17 protein-coding genes are annotated in these 17,970 nt (G+C 63.5%); 10 read left to right on the forward strand and 7 right to left on the reverse strand.

Annotation, left to right across the window (positions count from 1 at the left end):
• Positions 1-55: 55 nt before the first annotated feature.
• The 8 genes from J6525_RS18560 to J6525_RS18595 are packed head-to-tail and all read left to right on the forward strand — an operon-like array spanning position 56 to position 9,630.
• Entirely contained in the window at positions 56-1,726 is a 1,671-nt protein-coding gene (locus tag J6525_RS18560; protein ID WP_225645722.1) for an arylsulfatase, read from the forward strand.
• A gap of 37 nt (positions 1,727-1,763) precedes the next feature.
• Positions 1,764-2,780 (forward strand): HAD family hydrolase, encoded by a 1,017-nt coding sequence (locus J6525_RS18565; RefSeq protein ID WP_225645723.1) that lies wholly within the window; start codon positions 1,764-1,766, stop codon positions 2,778-2,780.
• Complete coding sequence (locus tag J6525_RS18570) at positions 2,777-3,019, forward strand: DUF3302 domain-containing protein (RefSeq protein WP_225645724.1); 243 nt, start codon at positions 2,777-2,779, stop codon at positions 3,017-3,019. Before J6525_RS18565 ends, J6525_RS18570 begins: the two co-directional genes overlap by 4 nt.
• Positions 3,019-3,960, forward strand: coding sequence for an HlyD family secretion protein (locus J6525_RS18575; RefSeq protein ID WP_225645725.1), 942 nt, complete (start codon positions 3,019-3,021; stop codon positions 3,958-3,960). The genes J6525_RS18570 and J6525_RS18575 overlap by 1 nt, the downstream gene beginning before the upstream one ends.
• A 15-nt stretch (positions 3,961-3,975) precedes the next feature.
• Positions 3,976-5,412 carry a DUF1254 domain-containing protein gene (locus tag J6525_RS18580; RefSeq protein WP_225645726.1) on the forward strand — a complete coding sequence of 479 codons (1,437 nt, stop codon included), beginning with the start codon at positions 3,976-3,978 and terminating at the stop codon, positions 5,410-5,412.
• Positions 5,409-6,431 (forward strand): DUF1254 domain-containing protein, encoded by a 1,023-nt coding sequence (locus J6525_RS18585; RefSeq protein WP_225645727.1) that lies wholly within the window; start codon positions 5,409-5,411, stop codon positions 6,429-6,431. Before J6525_RS18580 ends, J6525_RS18585 begins: the two co-directional genes overlap by 4 nt.
• A 49-nt stretch (positions 6,432-6,480) precedes the next feature.
• Positions 6,481-7,506, forward strand: a complete 1,026-nt coding sequence (locus J6525_RS18590; RefSeq protein ID WP_225645728.1) for a SphA family protein — start codon at positions 6,481-6,483, stop codon at positions 7,504-7,506.
• Positions 7,507-7,527: 21 nt separating this feature from the next.
• Complete coding sequence (locus J6525_RS18595; RefSeq protein ID WP_225645729.1) at positions 7,528-9,630, forward strand: adenylate/guanylate cyclase domain-containing protein; 2,103 nt, start codon at positions 7,528-7,530, stop codon at positions 9,628-9,630.
• A 125-nt stretch (positions 9,631-9,755) separates the two neighbouring features.
• On the opposite strand, the gene J6525_RS18600 is transcribed toward J6525_RS18595, so the two are convergent.
• From J6525_RS18600 to J6525_RS18630, 7 genes are all read right to left on the reverse strand, one after another.
• Positions 9,756-10,037 carry a hypothetical protein gene (locus J6525_RS18600; protein WP_057021052.1) on the reverse strand — a complete coding sequence of 94 codons (282 nt, stop codon included), beginning with the start codon at positions 10,035-10,037 and terminating at the stop codon, positions 9,756-9,758.
• Positions 10,038-10,132: 95 nt separating this feature from the next.
• Positions 10,133-10,726 carry a MarR family winged helix-turn-helix transcriptional regulator gene (locus J6525_RS18605; protein WP_225645730.1) on the reverse strand — a complete coding sequence of 198 codons (594 nt, stop codon included), beginning with the start codon at positions 10,724-10,726 and terminating at the stop codon, positions 10,133-10,135.
• Positions 10,723-12,036 carry an MFS transporter gene (locus tag J6525_RS18610; RefSeq protein ID WP_225645731.1) on the reverse strand — a complete coding sequence of 438 codons (1,314 nt, stop codon included), beginning with the start codon at positions 12,034-12,036 and terminating at the stop codon, positions 10,723-10,725. Before J6525_RS18610 ends, J6525_RS18605 begins: the two co-directional genes overlap by 4 nt.
• A 37-nt stretch (positions 12,037-12,073) precedes the next feature.
• On the reverse strand, positions 12,074-12,400 hold the full coding sequence (locus tag J6525_RS18615) for a non-heme iron oxygenase ferredoxin subunit (protein WP_225645732.1): 327 nt from the start codon (positions 12,398-12,400) through the stop codon (positions 12,074-12,076).
• Between the two features lie 8 nt (positions 12,401-12,408).
• Entirely contained in the window at positions 12,409-12,924 is a 516-nt protein-coding gene (locus tag J6525_RS18620) for an aromatic-ring-hydroxylating dioxygenase subunit beta (protein WP_225645733.1), read from the reverse strand.
• A complete protein-coding gene (locus tag J6525_RS18625; RefSeq protein WP_225645734.1) occupies positions 12,924-14,297 on the reverse strand; it encodes an aromatic ring-hydroxylating oxygenase subunit alpha in 1,374 nt (457 codons plus the stop codon). The genes J6525_RS18620 and J6525_RS18625 overlap by 1 nt, the downstream gene beginning before the upstream one ends.
• Before the next feature lie 241 nt (positions 14,298-14,538).
• On the reverse strand, positions 14,539-15,435 hold the full coding sequence (locus J6525_RS18630) for a LysR family transcriptional regulator (RefSeq protein WP_225645735.1): 897 nt from the start codon (positions 15,433-15,435) through the stop codon (positions 14,539-14,541).
• Positions 15,436-15,544: 109 nt separating this feature from the next.
• On the opposite strand from J6525_RS18630, the gene J6525_RS18635 reads away from it, so the two are divergent.
• Together J6525_RS18635 and J6525_RS18640 are read left to right on the forward strand one after the other, a co-directional pair.
• Complete coding sequence (locus J6525_RS18635) at positions 15,545-17,164, forward strand: FAD-dependent monooxygenase (protein WP_225645736.1); 1,620 nt, start codon at positions 15,545-15,547, stop codon at positions 17,162-17,164.
• 10 nt (positions 17,165-17,174) lie between these two features.
• Complete coding sequence (locus tag J6525_RS18640; RefSeq protein ID WP_176937043.1) at positions 17,175-17,966, forward strand: alpha/beta fold hydrolase; 792 nt, start codon at positions 17,175-17,177, stop codon at positions 17,964-17,966.
• Positions 17,967-17,970 lie beyond the last annotated feature (4 nt).

A 17,970-nucleotide genomic window follows, 5' to 3' on the forward strand; every position in this document is an offset into this window, starting at 1 on the left:
CGCATGATTCGTAATCACCGGAGCGAGCAACCCTAGAGCAACTCAGGAGTATCGAATGAAGAGTGAGACGAAGAAACATGACGCCGGCGCCAATTCCGATTGCGGTGCCTCGACCATCGATCGCCGAGCCGTGCTGCTCGGCACGTCATCGCTTGCTGCCACGGCGGCGCTGACGTCGCAGGCTCTCGCGCAGGCCCAGAAGGCCGCGCCCGCCGCGGCGCCGGCCGGTGGCCGCAAGCCGAACATCCTCGTCATCTTCGGCGACGACATCGGCGTCCCGCAGATCAGCGCCTACACCATGGGCATGATGGGATATCGGACGCCCAACATCGACCGGATCGCGCGCGAGGGCGCCATCTTCACCGATGCCTACGGTCAGCAAAGCTGCACGGCAGGCCGCGCCTCCTTCATCCTCGGGCAGGAGCCATTCCGGACCGGCCTGCTTACCATCGGCATGCCCGGCGATCCCCATGGCATCCAGGACTGGATGCCGACCATCGCCGACACCCTGAAGACCCAGGGCTATGCCACCGGCCAGTTCGGCAAGAACCATCTCGGCGACCGCGATGAGCATTTGCCGACCAAGCACGGCTTCGACGAGTTCTTCGGCAATCTCTATCACCTCAACGCCGAGGAGGAGCCGGAAGGCTATTTCTATCCAAAGGACCCGAACTTCCGGAAGCAATATGGTCCGCGCGGCGTCATCAAGTCGTCGGCGGATGGAAAGATCGAGGACACGGGCCCGCTGAACACAGCGCGCATGCCTACGGTGGACGAGGAATTCCTGGGCGCTGCCAAGGATTTCATCGGCCGTCAGGCCAGGGCAGACCGGCCGTTCTTCGTCTGGTTCAACTCGACGCGCATGCACGTCTTCACGCACCTGAAGCAGTCATCCCTCGGCAAGACCGGCAAGGGCATTCACGCCGACGGCATGGTGGAGCACGACGGAATGGTCGGCGAATTGCTCAAGCAACTCGACGATCTCGGCATCGCCGATAATACGATCGTTCTCTACACCACGGACAATGGCGCGGAGATCGCGCTGTGGCCCGATGGGGCGATGACGCCGTTCCACGGAGAGAAGGGTACGACGTGGGAGGGCGGCTTCCGCATCCCGATGATGGTGCGATGGCCGGGCGTGGTGAAGCCGGGAACGCAATACAACGAGATCATCTCGTTGATCGACTGGTTCCCGACGCTGTGCGCAGCGGCGGGGATTCCGGACATCAAGGACAAGATGAAGGCCGGATTTGCCGGCGCAAGCGGCAAGAGCTTCAGGGTTCATCTCGACGGCTACAACTTCATGCCGTTCTTCAAGGGAGAGGCAAAGGAGCCGCCCCGCGATGCGATTTACTATTTCGACCAAGGCGGCAACCTCAACGCGCTCCGGTGGAACGACTGGAAGCTGAGCTTTGCCGTCGCATCGAAGGGCAATATTGCGACCGCCACCCGCGAAGTGCCCTCATGGGCGCTGATCGCCAATCTGCGCATGGACCCCTACGAACGCGGCATGGAGGAAGGCGGCGGAGCGATCCAGTTCCTCGCCCAGAACATGTGGCTGATCGTACCCGTGCAGGGGAAGATCAAGGAGTTCTTCTCCGACTTCGATCAGTTCCCCTATCAGGGGGGCAGTTCGCTGAACGCAAGCGGCATCAATTACGGACTGCTTCGACAGCAAGCGGCCTTGAAGCGGCTCAACGAGCTCGAACGCATGAAGCCGCAGTGATGCGGGAAGAGCAACGGACGGAAAGAGGGAAAGTGCGATGATGGTTCGGCTTGCCGCTGTGCTGCTTGCGTGTCTTGTGGCCATCTCCGTTGCGGTGGCGCAGCCGGCGGATCCCTTGCCATCCTGGAAAGACGGCGCGGCGAAATCGGCGATCGTCGATTTCGTCGCGCGCGTCACGACGCAGGGCGGGCGAGACTACGTGCCGCCGGCCGAGCGCATCGCGACATTCGACAATGACGGCACGCTGTGGACCGAGCAGCCGTTCTATTTCCAGCTCGCCTTCGCGTTCGACCGCGTCAAGGCGATGGCGCCGGAGCACCCGGACTGGAAGATGCGGCAACCGTTCAAGGCGTTTCTCGAGAGGGACACCAAGGCGCTGGCCGCGAGCGGCGAGAAGGGCCTGCTGCAGATCGTGGCGGCGACGCATGCCGGCATGACCACCGACGCGTTCGCCAATTCGGTGCGCGACTGGCTCGCGACCGCCAGGCATCCGCGCTTCAACCGGCCGTATGACAGCCTGGTCTACCAGCCGATGCTGGAGCTGCTGGCCTATCTCAGGGCCAACGGCTTCAAGACCTTTGTCGTCTCCGGCGGCGGCGTCGAATTCATGAGGCCGTGGATGGAGAAGGTGTACGGCATCCCGCCGGAGCAGGTGGTCGGCTCGTCCGGCGTGGTCAAATTCCAGGTCGGCCCCGACGGCAAGCCGGTCCTGATGAAGCAGGCCAAGGTCGAGTTCATCGACGACGGCCCGGGCAAGCCGGTCGGCATCAACCGCTTCATCGGCCGCCGTCCGATCTTCGCGTTCGGCAACTCCGATGGCGATCTGCAGATGCTGCAATGGACCGTGGCGGGATCGGGCGCGCGCTTCGCCGGCATCGTGCACCACACCGACGAGGTTCGCGAATACGCCTATGATCGTCAATCGAAGGTCGGCAAGCTCGACAAGGCGCTCGACGCGGCCGCCGCGGGCGGCTGGACCGTGGTCGACATGAAGCAGGACTGGAAGGTGGTGTTTCCGCCTCTAACCGGCGCCGCGAAGGAGGCGAAGCCATGAGCGGCTACGACATCTTCGCCTGGATCGTGCTCATCATCCTGGTCGCCAGCGCGATCGGTGTGTTCTGCATCGCCGGCTGGCTGCCCGGGCATATCGCGAAGTCCCGCAATCACCCCTATGCGCAGGCCGTGATGGTCGCCGGCTGGATCACCTTGATCTGCGGCTTTGCGCTGTGGCCGATCGCGTTCATCTGGGCCTATGTCGATGTGCCGGCGCCCCGCCGGACGGGAGATGCGTGATGGGTGTCGCGATCTTCAACGTCTATCTGGTGTTGCTGTTCCTCTTGGTGCATTTCAAGATCGTGCGCTTCAACCTGTTCTGGACGGCGTCTCCCTTCATCGTGCTGGTGCTGCTGCTGTTCGGCCTGCTGGTGCCGATGGGCTGGGGCGCCCCGCAGGGCTCGGCGCTGGTGGTGCGCAACGCGGTGTCGATCGTGCCTGACGTCGCCGGCGAGGTGACCGAGGTGCCCGTCGTCGCCAACGTGCCGCTGAAGGCCGGCGACGTTCTGTTCAAGATCGATCCGACGCCCTATGACGCGCAGGTCAAGGCGATCACGGCGCAGCTCAAGTTGTCGAAGACGCGGCTGGCGCAAATGACGACCCTTTATGAGCGCGATGCGGGGCGCGGCTTCGACGTCGAGCAGCGGCAGTCCGAGGTCGATCAGCTCAGCGGCCAGCTCGAGGCCGCGCAGTGGAACAGCGACAAGACGGTGGTACGCACGCCGGCCGACGGCTACGTCACCAACCTCGCGCTGCGCAAGGGCGCGCGGGTGGCGAACCTGCCGCTGTCGCCGGTGATGGCGTTCATCGACACTTCGAACACCATCATCGGCGTCGAGATCAACCAGATCGATGCGCGCTACGTTGCGCCCGGGCAGGAGGTCGAGGTGACCTTCAAGTTCGCGCCCGGGCAGATTTACTCAGGGAAGGTCGAAAGCGTGCTGCAGGCGGTCGCGACCGGCCAGGCCACGACCTCGGGCACCGCCGTCCTCCCGAAGGCGATCGAGACGGTGCCGTTCGTCGTGCGCGTCAAGCTCGATGATGCCGCCTTCGCCAACCGCCTGCCGGCCGGCTCGACCGGAACGGCGGCGATCTACACCGACCATCTGAGGCCGACCCACGTCGTGCGCCGCGTGATCCTGCGGCAACTCGCGATCGTCAATTACGTGAATCCGTTTTGAGGGATGGAGATTGTCATGAAGCCATTGATCGCCGCAGGACTTGCGCTGATGATGTCGACTGTATCGGCGTATGCCCAAACGCCGTCCAGCGACGATCTCAATCGCCGTCTGATCGAGCGCCGCGCCGTTGAAGCCGTGATCTGGGGCATTCCCGCGGTCAATACCGACCTGATGCGGCAGGAAATGCTGACCAGGACGCCGGGCAAGGTGGGGCAGGTGATTTATTGGGGGCGTCCGCTTGATTGGCACAACCAGACGCTGACACCGAATCCGGACGCGCTGTACTTCATGACGTTCTTCGACACGCGGAATGGTCCGATCGTGCTCGATCTCCCTCCTGGCGATGTGAATGGTTCATTCAACGGCAATATCGTCACGGTATGGCAGATGCCGCTCGAGGATGCCGGCCTGCTCGGCGTCGACAAGGGTGCTGGCGGCAAGTTCCTGATTCTGCCGCCGGGCTACAACGGCCCGAAGCCCGACGGCTACATCGCGCTGCAGTCCGACACGTTTGGCGGCTACATGCTTTTGCGCTCCAACCTCAAGAGCCACGGCGACGCTGACGTCCAGGCCGCGATCGCCTACGGCAGGCGCATGAAGGTCTATCCCCTGGCGCAGGCGGCCAGCCCACCGGCGACGGTGTTCAGCGACGTGGAGGACATCGATTTCGATTCCACCATTCGCTACGACGCGGCTTTCTTCGAACATCTGAATCGCATCATACAGGACGAGCCGTGGATCGACCGGGATCGGGTGATGATCGATAGCCTGAAGTCGATCGGCATCGAGAAAGGAAAGCCGTTCGCGCCGTCCGAGGCGATGAAGACGGTGCTTGCTTCGGCGGCGAAGGAGGCGGGCGCCTGGCTGGCGGCGAAATACGACGCCGGCCTCCCGCCGTTCTTCTCCGAGACCAGCCGCTGGACACTCCCGGCGCCGCCGGACGTCGTCAAGGCTTACGCCGATGGGTTCGCCGATCCGAACGCATATCCGACCGACAGTCGCGCTGTCGGCTACAGCTACGCCTATATCGGAATCAAGCGTTTGGGCGCCGGTCAGTTCTACGCGATCTCGATTCGCGACAAGGCAGGCGATGCTTTCGACGGCAGCAAGACATATCGCCTCAACGTCCCGGCCAATGTTCCGGTCGAACAATACTGGTCGGTGACCGCCTACGATCGCGAGACCCATGCGTTGATCAAGAACGTCGCTCGGGCCAGCCGGTCCTCGCAAATCCCCGACCTGAAGAAGAACCCGGATGGCTCAGTCGACATCTATATCGGGCCGGCGGCTCCGGCCGGGCAGGAGACGAACTGGCTGCCGACGGACCCCGCGCGCAGGTTCGAGCTGATGGCGCGCTTCTACGCGCCAAAGAAGGAGTTTTTCGACAAGGTGTGGAAGCTGCCCGACGTGGAGAAGATCAATGCCACGGTCGGAAATGGAGCGAAGCAGTGAAGTTCAGATATCTGTTGACCGGTGTACTTTGCCTCGCGGGCCAGAGCACATCGCTCGCGCAATCGCCGGTGCCTGTCACGGTCGACAATTTTGCCCGTGCCGAGTCCGATCTCTATTTCGGCAACAACGTCAAGGATGCGGGCGGGACCGGCAAGCTCTTCCACCGCCGCGGGCCGATGTCGATCGACAAGCAGGCGGTGATCCGGGCGAATCGCGATACGCTTTACTCGTCGGGTGTGTTCGACCTCAATGCCGGCCCGGTGACCATTACGCTGCCAGATGCAGGTAAACGCTTCCGCTCGCTGATGGCGATCAATGAGGATCACTATGTGATCGGCAAGATCGAATATCACGCGGGTAGCTTCACCTACGACAAGGCGAAGGCCGGAACGCGTTACATGCTGCTCGCTTTGCGCACGCTGGTCGATCCCAACGACCCAAAGGACGTCGCTCAGGTTCACGCGCTGCAAGACGCGATCAAGATCAGCCAGAAGGCTTCCGGCAAGTTCGAGGTGCCGAATTGGGACCAGGCCAGCCAGAAGAGCATCCGCGATGCGCTTTTGGTGTTGAATGACCATACCGGCGGCTTCGCCCGCGCGTTCGGAGCCAAGGGGCAGGTCGACCCGGTGAGGCACTTGATCGGCACCGCCGCCGGCTGGGGTGGCAATCCCGACAAGGACGCCACCTATCTGAGCGTCACGCCCGCCAAAAACGACGGCACGACGGTCTACAAGCTGACCGTCCGCGACGTCCCGGTCGACGCGTTCTGGTCGATCAGCGTTTACAATGCCAAGGGATATTTCGAGAAGAATCCCTATGACGCCTACACGCTGAACAACATCACGGCAAAGAAGTCCGCTGATGGCTCGATCGCGGTCCAGTTCGGCGACTGCGACGGCAAGCTCCCGAATTGCCTGCCGACCATGAAGGGCTGGAACTACACGGTCCGGCTCTACCGGCCGCGTGCGGAAATCCTGAACGGCAAATGGAAGTTCCCCGAGGCGCAGGCGGTTAACTGAAGCGCGCGCGAATCCGCTAGGATGGCTTGAACGAAGGGGGGAGATCAGGATGAGGATAGTCAGAAATCACAGGTGCGCCGCATTGGGCATCATCGGCGCGCTCGCGCTGTCGGCAATGCCGCGCACGGCGCTGGCCGACGCCGGTGGAGTGAGCTTCTGGCTGCCCGGCGCGTTCGCGAGCCTGACCGCGGCGCCGGCCATGCCCGGTTGGGCCTATGAGACGATCTACATTCATCTCGACCAAAGCGCCAACGCGGGCAAGAATTTCGTGATCGGAAACCGGGTGCCCGGATCGGTCGTCGCCGGTCTCAACGCGCATGCGGACGTTCTCGTGGAAGGATTTACCTACACCTGGGCTCAGTCCGTGCTTGGAGGCCAGGCCGCCGTAACCTTCCTTGCCGCACCGGGAAATATCGGCGTCGGCGTCGACGCGACGCTGACGGGGCCGCGGGGCAATACGGTCTCGGGCGTCGCAACCGACAACCGCAACACGGTCTCGGATGTCTTCTACCAGGGCACGCTGAAATGGAATCAGGGTGTCAACAACGAGATGGTCTACATCTTCGGCAACATCCCGAGCGGGACCTATGACAGCAGCCGCCTCGCCAATCTCAGCTTTGGATTCACTGCGATCGACGTCGGCGGCGCCTATACCTATCTCAATCCGGAAACCGGCCAGGAGTTCTCGGTGCTGGCGGGCGTCACCTACAATGGAATGAACAAGGATCTGCAGTACCAGAACGGCATCGACTTCCACGTCGACTGGGGACTTTCGAAGTTCGTCGCCAAGAATGTGCATGTCGGTGTCGCCGGCTACTATTTCCAGCAGCTCACCGGAGACAGCGGTGCCGGCGCGACGCTCGGTGATTTCAAGGGACGCGTCGCCGGCATCGGCCCGCAGGTCGGATTCATCTTTCCGGTGGCCGACGGCTATCAGGGCTATCTGAACCTTCGTGGCTACAAGGATTTTGCCGCCGAGAACCGGCCCGAGGGGTGGACGGCCTGGGTGACGTTCCAGCTCTCGCCTGCCGCGCCGGCTACGACACCGACCAAGCCGATCGTGCGCAAATATTAGGGGAGGCGAACGACGAGCTCGATGAGTGATGCGCGCGAGACCGGCCGGGGGCCGGTTCGGATCGGCTTCCGTACCTCGATCATCACGGTGGTCATCGCCGCGGTACTGGTGGTCGGACTGACGCTGGTCTATCTCAGCTTCAGGCGGGTCTCGTCGATCACGCAGATGGCTGCGAGCACCTTCATCGACAAGGTGGGCCAGATCGGCGCCGATCGCATCGACGCGCAGTTCAAGAATGTGCGCGACAACCTCGAGATCCTGGCGGGAATTCCGGCCATCCAGGAGGCCGACGTCGCCGATAATGTCAGGCTCTACGCGCTGCTGGCCTCGATGCTGCGCAACAATCCGCAGATCTTCAATCTCTATGTCGGGTACGAAGACGGTTCCTTCCTTGAGATGGACGTCATCGATCGCGCCAAGCCGCAATTCCGCACGGCGCTGAATGTCGCCGCCGACGCTGTCTACCGCGTCGTCGTCATTGCCCGCTCCGGGGCGGCCGCCGCGGCGCCGGTCACGCTGTTCCTGTCGGAAAACCTGACCCAGGTCGCCGAGGTGGCGGGGCCGCACAGCTACGACCCGCGGCGGCGTCCCTGGTATGTCGACGCCTTAAAGGATCGCAAGACGCTGCTCACCGGGCCCTATGTGTTCTACGCGACCGGAGAGCCGGGCTACACGCTGCGCACGCCGCTGAGGGAGGGCCGCCGCGGGGTGGTGGCCGCCGACCTGCTGCTCAATCGTCTCGAGGAGATGCTGAGCCGGCAAAAGCTCGGAAAATCCGGGCTGGCCTTCCTGTTCAACGACGCCGACCGCATCGTCGGCCATCCCGAGATGCGCGAGCTGATGACGGAACGCAGCGACGCATTGCCCCGGATCGATGCCATCAAGCTTCCCGGCCTGTCGGCGGCGATCCAGGCCTGGCGCACCGACGGGCTCGCCCAGCAGTTCTTCACCGACGCCGACGGGCGGACCCTTGTCGCGGCCTTTCACCGCATCGAGACGGCCGGTGCGGCCAACATCCACCTCGCGGTGGTCGCCCCGCTCGACGAGTTTTTCGCCAAGATCATCTCGGAGCGGCGCGCGCTGTTCGCCATCGCGCTCGGCTTTGTGATCGCGATGCTCCCCTTCGCGTTCTGGCTCGGCTCGTTGCTCGCCCGATCGCTGCGCGAGCTGGCGCGGCAGACCGACGAGATCCAGCGCTTTCAGCTCGCCGACCGGCCGCGGATGCAATCGGCCATCGACGAGATCGATGAACTGGGCCGCTCGGTGTTTACGATGCGCACCGTCGTACGCAACTTCTCAAGCTTCATTCCGCAGCCGATCGTCCGTCAGCTGATGCAGTCCGGAGCCTCGCTGCAGCTCGGCGGCATCAGGCGCGAGGTCACGGTTCTCTTCACCGACGTCGCCGACTTCACCGCGAAGACCGAGAAGGCGGACCCCTCGCAGGTCATGATCTTCACCTCGCGTTATTTCGCCGCGATGTCGGAGGCGATCATGAAACACCATGGCACCATCGACAAGTTCATCGGTGACGCGGTGATGGCGCTGTGGAACGCGCCGGACGAGGATCCCGATCACGTCGTTCATGCCTGCGAGGCCGTGCTGGACTGCGTTCACCGCAACGCCGAGCTCAACCGGGCGTTCCGCAGCGAAGGCTGGCCGGCCTATGGCACGCGGTTCGGCCTGCATCTCGGCGATGCCGTGGTCGGCAATGTCGGCTCCGCCGCCCGCATGAGCTACACCGCGCTCGGCGCCACCATCAATCTGGCCTCGCGTCTCGAAGGCCTCAACAAGAACTACGGCACGCAGGTCCTGGTGAGCGCAGCCGTGAAGGCGCTCGCCGAACACAGATTCGCGTTCCGCAGCGTCGACCAGATCCGGCCGAAGGGCTTTGCCGACGCGATCACGGTCTACGAGCTGTGCGGCGAACGCGGCGATTCGGAGCTGACGTTCTGCGCGCGCTGGGAAGCCGTCTACGGTTCGATCCGGTACGCGGAGCCCGCCGCGGCGGCGCTGCGCATTGCCGATTTCCTGGTCGAGTACCCCGGGGATTGCGTCGCGCAATACCATGCTGAACGGCTGCGCAACGCGGTTCAGCCACCGCTGCTTGATCTACCGGTGCCCTGAGATGCAGGGTGAGGAATTTTGATCCGACCCTCGATCGTCCAGGGCCGCTTCGGTCGTCGATCGGGTCGCGCGATCGCCGATGCGATCGCCTCACGCCCCACAACAGGGGCGCGCAGCGCCGGTGGCTAGGCGGCCATCAGTTGCTGAAGCGCAACAGCCTGCTCACGGGTCTGGAATGCGATGGCGGTGTGGGTAAAGCCCGACGAGGCCTGGGTCTGCGCGATGTGGTTGAGGACTTCGTTGCCCTTGACCACGTGAAGATCCATTCCCTGGCCGGCCGGGAAAATCCCGAGAACGACGTCGTAGGCCTCGATGATGGCCTTCAAGGCGCCACCCTTGTCTTCCGACGCGTCGATAAAGATACGAACATCCGCGGCGATACTACGAAGTTCGTCAAAGTCGATCACTGGAAGTCTCCCATACGCAACTCACTGATCGATCCTAGCTACAACTTGCTTACTGAAACATAAATTGCGCGGGGTTCCTCACCGGACAAGTGTCGCTAGGCGCCGGTCGGCGGCCTCCGCTTCGCAATGCGTTTGACCGGCGCATGGGCCGGCACGGCGTTCGAGGTTTGGTCGGCCATGTGGGGAATGCGGTGCTCGATATGCGCCACGACCCGGAAGAAGCTCTCCAGCGCCTTGGCGTCGAGGCCGGCCGTGAGGTTGCAGTGCCGGCGCAGGATTTCATCCAGACTGCGGTCGAGCAGCGCCACGCCCTGCGATGTCAGCCGGATCTCGGTCCGGTTCCGGGCGTTGCCTCGCACCGGCGTCAGCTCGATCAGGCCCTTTTTCTTCAGCGAGGTCGTCTCGCGGCTGACGACGGCCTTGTCCAGTTGCGCATTGGTCCAGATGTCGTAGGCGCTTGCCGGCTCATGCTCCCTGAGAAAGGACAGCACCCGCCATTCCGCGAGCGATACGCCGTAGGCCTGCGGGAAGAAGGCATTGGCGTTGGCGCGCAATTTCGCGACCAGGCTGGACAGCACCGTGGGCACGTAGCGCTCGAAATCGATCACCAGTTCCGAGCGCGCATCCTCTTGCGCGGCGCGGCGCGGGGCAGGGGTTTTGGTACGATTTGTGGCGGTGCGACTGCTCATTCTTTCACGAGTTGGGTGCGTGCGATCAAGACCAACGTCGCCGCGACCAGGAGAACGCCTGTTACCACGAGGAATCCGATGGTGAAACTGCCCGAGGCGTCCTTGGCGCGTCCGATCACGATCGGGATGGTGGCGCCTCCGATGCTGCCGATGGTGCTGACCAGGCCGATCGCGCCCGGCGCGCTCTGCCGCGACATGTAGGACTGGGGAATAGTCCAGAACACGGCCTGCGTACCATAGACACCGACATTGGCAACCATGAATCCGATGATGATCCAGACCGGCGTTGTTGAAAAGGCTGCTATCGCGAAGCCGGCCGCCGCGATCACGAAGGTCATGGCCGCATAATAGAAGCGCTCACCGATATGGTCGGAGTGCCGCGACAACGCGATCATGCCGATCAGGCCGGCGACGGGCGGGATCGCGGTCACGAAGCCGACCTGTGAATTCGGCAGCCCGAACGACTTGATGATTTGCGGCAGCCAGGGAAACAGCGAAGCCAGGCCACAGAACAGGCCGAAATTGCACAGGCCGAACAGCAGCACCATCGGCTTGGTGATGGTCCGGAGCACGCCTTCGGCATGCACCACCCCGGTCGCCTTGGCGTCGCGCTCCAGCGCGCTGGTCAGCCAGTTGCGCTGCGCCGTCGACAGCCAGCTCGCCTGCTGCGGGCGGTCGGTCAGATAGAAGATGCCGACGATCCCGAGAATGACGGGCGGCAGGCCTTCGAGGATGAACAGCCATTTCCAGCCCGAGATGCCGAACGTTCCGTTCAGCTCGAGGATCGCGCCGGAGATCAGCGACGCGAAGATATAGGAGATCGGCACCGCATAGTTGAACATCGCGTTGTAGCGGGCGCGGTACTTGAACGGAAACCAGAGGCTCAGCAGCAGCATCACCCCGGGAAACAGGCCGGACTCGGCAAATCCGAGGAAGCCGCGGAATGCATAGAGGCTGAGCGGGCCCTGCGTGAACGCCATCAGCATGGTGGCGATGCCCCACAGGATCGCGATCCGCGTCAGCGTGACGCGCGCGCCGTATTTGCTGAGGATGAGATTGCTCGGGATCTCGAAGATCGAATAGGTGAAGTACATGATGCCGACCGCGATGCCGAACTTCTCGGCATTGAGCCCGAGCTCCTTGTTCATCTGCAGTGCGGCAAAGGAGATGTTTCCGCGGTCGAGAATGGCGAGGAAGTACATCGCCATGACGAACCACATCAGGCGCAGCGCGACTTTGCGGATTGTGGTGCGTTCGATCTGCGGATCGGCGGTCGTCATCGCCGCCTTGTCCATCACGACTTCGGTCATCCCTGTTTCCCCCGATTCTTGATTTTTGATGGTTGTCTTATACGGGCAGGCAGACTTCGAGCCTGTCGCCTGCCACGCGTACCGGATAGGTCTGGATGTCGATCTCGACCGGGCTGGTCAGCGCCTCGCCGGTCCTGATGTCGAAGCGGCCCATGTGCAGCGGGCATTCGATCTCGCAGCCCTCCAGAATGCCGTCGGACAGCAGCGCCTCCGCATGCGTGCAGATGTTGCTCGTGGCGTAGTACTCATTGCCGACGCGATAGAGCGCGACGTGGTGGCGGCCGATTTCGATGCCGTACGGCTCGCCCTCGTTCAGCGCGCCGAGTGCGGCAGCTTCGTGCCATGTTCCCTGATCGTCCGTCATGTGCCCTCTCAAATGCTGTAGAAATCGAGCACGGTCGGGACGCGGTCGTTGACCAGCGTGATGACCTTGCGCGCGATCTTCCAGGTCTCGCCGTCACGCCGCAGTGTGTGCTCGTAGCGTCCGTGCCGCTGATGCTCCTTGGCCATGCGCGGGTCGTAGACGTGGACCGAGAACACCGAATGGCAGGTGATCTGATCAGCGCCGGTTTCCGACGCTTCCAGGTTCGAGATCTGGTGCACGGTGCGCGGCAGCGGCAGCGCGGTGATCGATTTGCGCGACTCGATGCGCGCGATCCGCTCTTCCAGCCCGCGCCGCGCATCGTGGTAGAGCAACGAGACCTGCGTGTCGGGATCATTGGTGGTGGTGTATTCGTCGAGCCAGGCCGGCACCCAATAGACGGCATCCTCGCTGTACATCGCGACCCAGTCGGCCCATTCGCCGGTGTCGAGCAGGCGGGCCTCGCGGAAGATGACCGCGGCTGCGACCGCGCGGGCATCGGTTTCCCTGATTGCGTTGGCCGCCATCACGCCGTCTCCCCGGCGGCGTGCTGCAGCAGCCTGCGCCACTCGCGATATCCGGGATGGAAATTCGTCTCGCCGCCGAAGCTGGTGGGACCGAACGACCATTCGGTTGGGGTGATGCCGAGCTCGCGCGTGTGCGCGCTCTCGCCGTGGCCGACCTCCGCGACGCCGCGCAGATAACCTTGCGTGGGCGCGGCGGTCGTCGCGTCGTAGCCGGTCTGGCAGAACTCGTACATGACGTTGTCGTCCGAGCTTGCCAGCCCGGAGGCATTGAAGAAATCTTCGTAGTTGCGAATGCGAAGCGTGCGCGCCGCGGCGCTTTCGCCGACCGGAGCAAGGCAATGCGACACCATCTCGGTCTTGTCGGGTGCCAGCGGCCGCCAGGTTCGCACCTGCGCCGACAGGATGTCGATGACCTGCAGGTTGGGAAAAATCGTGAGGTTGCGCTGGCGCAGCATCCATTTGGCGCGGGTGCTGCCGACGCGCTGCCGCACCGCGTCGAGACGCGCCGGATCCACGCCGAGCGGCCGGCCATAGAGCTGCGTGCGCTTGATCGACCAGTTGACGGCGTGGCCGTAATCGAAGCTGAAGCTGCCTTGCCCTTCCTGCTCGCCTTCCGGCTCCGCGGTGAATCCGGCATCCGGTCCGGCGCTTGCATTGCGCTTCTTCAGGATATCGACGTAGGAGCTGTGTGTGGTCGCGAAGTGATAGTAGTCGAGACCGTTCTCGAACTGCAGCTTCCAGTTTCCATCGAACGTGTAGATGCTGGCGCCCGGCACGAATTCGACCTCACCGCTGTCGCTCTGATCGATGATGAGGTCGAGGAACGCGCGGGTGTCGCCGAGAAATTCCTCCAGCGGCGGAACGTCGGCCGAGAGGCTCGCGAACAGGAATCCGCGATACGAACCCAGCCGCGCGACCGGAAGAAGGTCGTGATTGCTGTTCGAGAAGGACGGCGGATACTGGCCGCTCGCTTCCTCCGTCACGGAGACGTTGCGCCCGCCCGAGTCGTAGGCCCAGCCGTGATAGCGGCAGACGTGAAACTTCTGCCGGCCCTGCTTGAACGGGCAGACGATCGTTCCGCGATGCCGGCAGGTGTTGAGGAAGGCGCCGACTTTTCCCTCAGCGCTCCGCATCACCAGAATGGGATGCCGGCCGATATGGGTGGTGACGAAATCGTTGGGCCGGGCGACCTGGGATTCCAGGCCGATGAAATTCCACGTGGCCTCGAAGATATATCGCAGCTCGGCGTCGAACACGTCCGGATCGGTGAAGATCCGGCGATCGACTTCAAAGATGCGTTCGCCGGGGCGGTCGTCGATGAGCCGGGAAATCTCGCTCAGCCTTGCCGCATGGGTCTGCGAAGCAGCGTTCAAAACGTCCTCCCTTCGACTAACCGCCGGCCGTGAAAGGTCGCCCGCAGAGCCGCGTCACGGCTCGCGTCTTTTACGGCGGGAACAGCCCGGCTTGATCGCCAATCTTGGAATGACTCTATAGTTGTCATGACAACTATGGTCAAGACAGATTGGTCGATCGGAAGCTGGAGCCGGACGCAACGGATACGGCCCGTGCGTCGGGCTACAGCGAGGAATCAGCCGATCGTTTGGAGTGGCGTACTCAAGTCTTGCGCGCCGGTGCAGTCAGGATAATTCCCTCGTCGATCAGCGCGCGGCAGATTTTCTTCAGCGCGGCAATCGCTTCGCGCGTTGCCCGGCTGACCGGCCGTCCGCGCGGCAGCGCCAGCACGCGGTCGGCGCGCATCCACGGCAACAGCGCCGCCGACAGCACGCCGGCAGCCACCTCCTGGTGAATGCCGGAGAATGGTAGCAGCGCGTAGCCGAGGCCAGATGCCACCATGCGTTTCATCGGTGCGCTGTTGTCGACCCGCACCGCGCAGAGCATGGTTGATGGGAATGGGTTGCGGCTGAGCGGGGCCACCGCGGATGGCAGGGCGTTGAATTCCTTGCGGGTCAGCCGGCCGCGCTTCAGCAGCGGGTCGCGCGACGGTCCGATCAGGAACACCTGTTCGACGACCAGCGTCTCATAGTCGAGATGGTCGTTGGGGGATGGCGTCGTCACGATCGCCAGATCGAGTTCACCTCGCAGCAGGCGTTCGGACGCATTCTCAGTCAGGCCCTCACTCAACTCGAGCCGCACGCGTGGAAATTGCTTGACGAAGGCCTGGGCCAGCGGCGGGTAGAGGATATCGCCGAGGCTCGGTGGCGCGCCGATCCGCACCGTACCGCTCGGCTCCCGATTTTCCGTGCGCACCTCGGCCTTGATGTCGTCGATCGTGCCGAGCAGCCAGCGCCCCCGCGCGAGCAGCACCTTGCCGGATTCCGTGACCGAGACACCGCGCGCGCCGCGTTCGAGCAGGGCGCCGCCCAATTCCTCCTCGAGTTCCTTGACGTGGCGGCTGAGTGCCGACTGGGCGACGTTCAGCGTGCTCGCTGCGGCGGCAAAGCCGCCACGCTCGGCGACGGCGACGAAATAGCGGATCTGCCGCAGGTCCATGACGGGCACTCCATCTCAAATCGAGATGGATACCATATCAAACATATTCTTGTGAGATACCAAAAAAGGAGCAGTCTCCTCGCAACGATCAAACGGAGGAGAGACGAGGATGGGCATCGCCACCGATGAGGCACGCCAGACGTCCGTATTCATTGCCGGCGGCGGGCCGGTCGGCCTTGCGATGTCGCTGCTGCTCGATCGCTTCGGCATCGACTGCGTGGTGGTCGAGAAGAGCCCGACGACGACGGATCATCCCAAGTCACGCGGCTGCTGGGTCCGCACCATGGAGATCTTCCGGCAGTGGGGGATCGAGCAGGCGATCCGCGACCGCGGCCTGCAGGACAATTCCGACATGTTCGTGTTCCTCGACAGCATCGCGGGCCACGAGTTCGGCCGCACCCGTCCCGAACCGAATGTCGGGCATACCCCCGCCTGGAAGAGCCTGGTCGCCCAGGACGCCGTCGAGGAGGAAATCCTGCGGGTGGTCGAAAAGTCCAAACACGCCACGGTCCTGTTCAACACGGCCTGTGAATCGTTCGAGGAGACCAACAGCGGCGTCAACGTCACGACACGTTGCGAAAAGACCGGCGAAGTGACGCAGTGGACGGCGACATATTTGATCGCAGCCGATGGCGCAGGCAGCCAGATGCGGCGCAGCGCCGGGATCGAGATGGTCGGGCCCTCGACGCTGGCGGTGATGTCGAACGAGTATTGGCGTGCCGATCTGTCGCGGCTGCCGATCGCGCGCGAGGCCGCAGGCTTCATCATCGTCCCGGACAAGCCCGACCTGCCGCGCGCCGGCATCCTGAACACCAATGGCCGCGATCGCTGGCTGACCGTGACGCAAATCGGCCTGAGCAAGGACGATCGCGAGCGGCCTTGGACCGACCAGGAGTTCATCGAGATCGCGCGCGGCCATGTCGGCATTCCCGATCTCGATGTCACGCTTTTGAACCGCTCGATCTGGCGGGTCAGCATGCAGGTGGCCGAGACCTTTCGAAAGGGCCGGGTGTTTCTGGTCGGCGACTGCGCACACCGCTTTCCGCCCACCGGCGGCTTCGGCCTGAACTCCGGCGTTCAGGACGCGCATAACCTCGCGTGGAAGCTGGCCTTCGTGCTGAAGGGCTTTGCGGACGAAAAGCTGCTCGACAGCTATTCCAGCGAGCGACGTCCGATCGCGCAATCCAATGCCAATTTCAGCTACGGCAATCGATTGCGATTTGGGCTGACCGATGATGCCGTGCGATCGCGCAATCCGGACCGGATCAGGTTCTGGATCAACGACATGGACAATCACCTGCACAGCATCGGGCAGAACCTCGGCCACAATTACGAGGAGGGCGCGGTGATCCCCGATGGCACCGTCGCGAAGGCCTTGAACTCCCGCTACTACACGCCGACGGATCGTCCCGGCGCGCGATTTCCGCACATGTGGCTCGAGCCTTCGCGCAAGAAATCGACGCTCGACTGGTTCGACAGAGAGTTCACCGTCGTCGCGGGCCCACTCGGCAGCGAGTGGCTGGAAGCGGGAAAACAGGTGTCGGAGAAGACCGCCTTGCCGCTCTCGCTGAAGCAGTTGCCGTCGGCCGATCCGGCGGACGGATTCCAGCTGGGCATGCGCGGCGCTGTGCTGGTGCGCCCCGATGGCCATGTGGCCTGGCGAATGCCGTGGCTGCCGTCGAATCCGGCGAAGGAATTGGCCGGCGCGCTTTCAACGCTGCTGCATTAGCGGGGTCCCGATGCAATCGTTCGAATCCAACGGCGTCGTCACGGCGTTTGAGAAAACCGGGCGCGGCGAGCCGATCGTGCTGCTGCATGGCGGCGAGGCCGATCATGCGATGTTTGACGGCCTTGCGCCTGTCCTTGCGGCGAACTTCACGGTGATCGCCTATGACCAGCGCGATTCCGGCGCCACAAGGAATCCCGCGTCGTCCTATTCGCTGGCCGACCTGGCTGACGATGCCGCGGCCTTGATTGCGGGGCTCGGCTACGATCGTGCCCATGTCTTCGGGACCTCGCTGGGCGGCCAGATCGCGCAGGTGCTGGCGGCCCGCCATCCCGATCGCATCGACCGCCTGATCCTGAGCAGCACCTGGAAGGTCAACAGAAGCCCGCTCGACGTCAATGCGGATGTCTTCCGCAAGCTCGCTTCCTGGCGCGCGGATACCATCGCCAATGCGTCGAAGATTGCCGAGTTCTTCTTCCCGCCAGCATACCTGCGGGCGCGACCCGAACTGATCGAGATCTTCCGCGGCTCCAGCCGCGACGAGGGACAGAAGGCGCGTCGCGGCGCCTTGCTTGCGCAGCCTGTCGCCGCCGATCTGACCGGCTTTGATCGCCCGACGCTCTTGCTGGCGGGTGGTGATGACCGGCTGATCCCGAATGCGGAAACATTTGCGCTCGCCCGCGATCTTGCGCGCGTCGAAACGAAGATCATCGCAGGCGTCGGTCATGTCGCGTCGATCCAGGCCCCCGAACGTGTGGCGGAGGCGGTGACGGCATTTCTGAATTCAAACAAGAAGGCGGCTTGACAAC

It is taken from the genome of Bradyrhizobium australafricanum (assembly GCF_020329495.1).
Lineage (GTDB): Bacteria > Pseudomonadota > Alphaproteobacteria > Rhizobiales > Xanthobacteraceae > Bradyrhizobium > Bradyrhizobium australafricanum.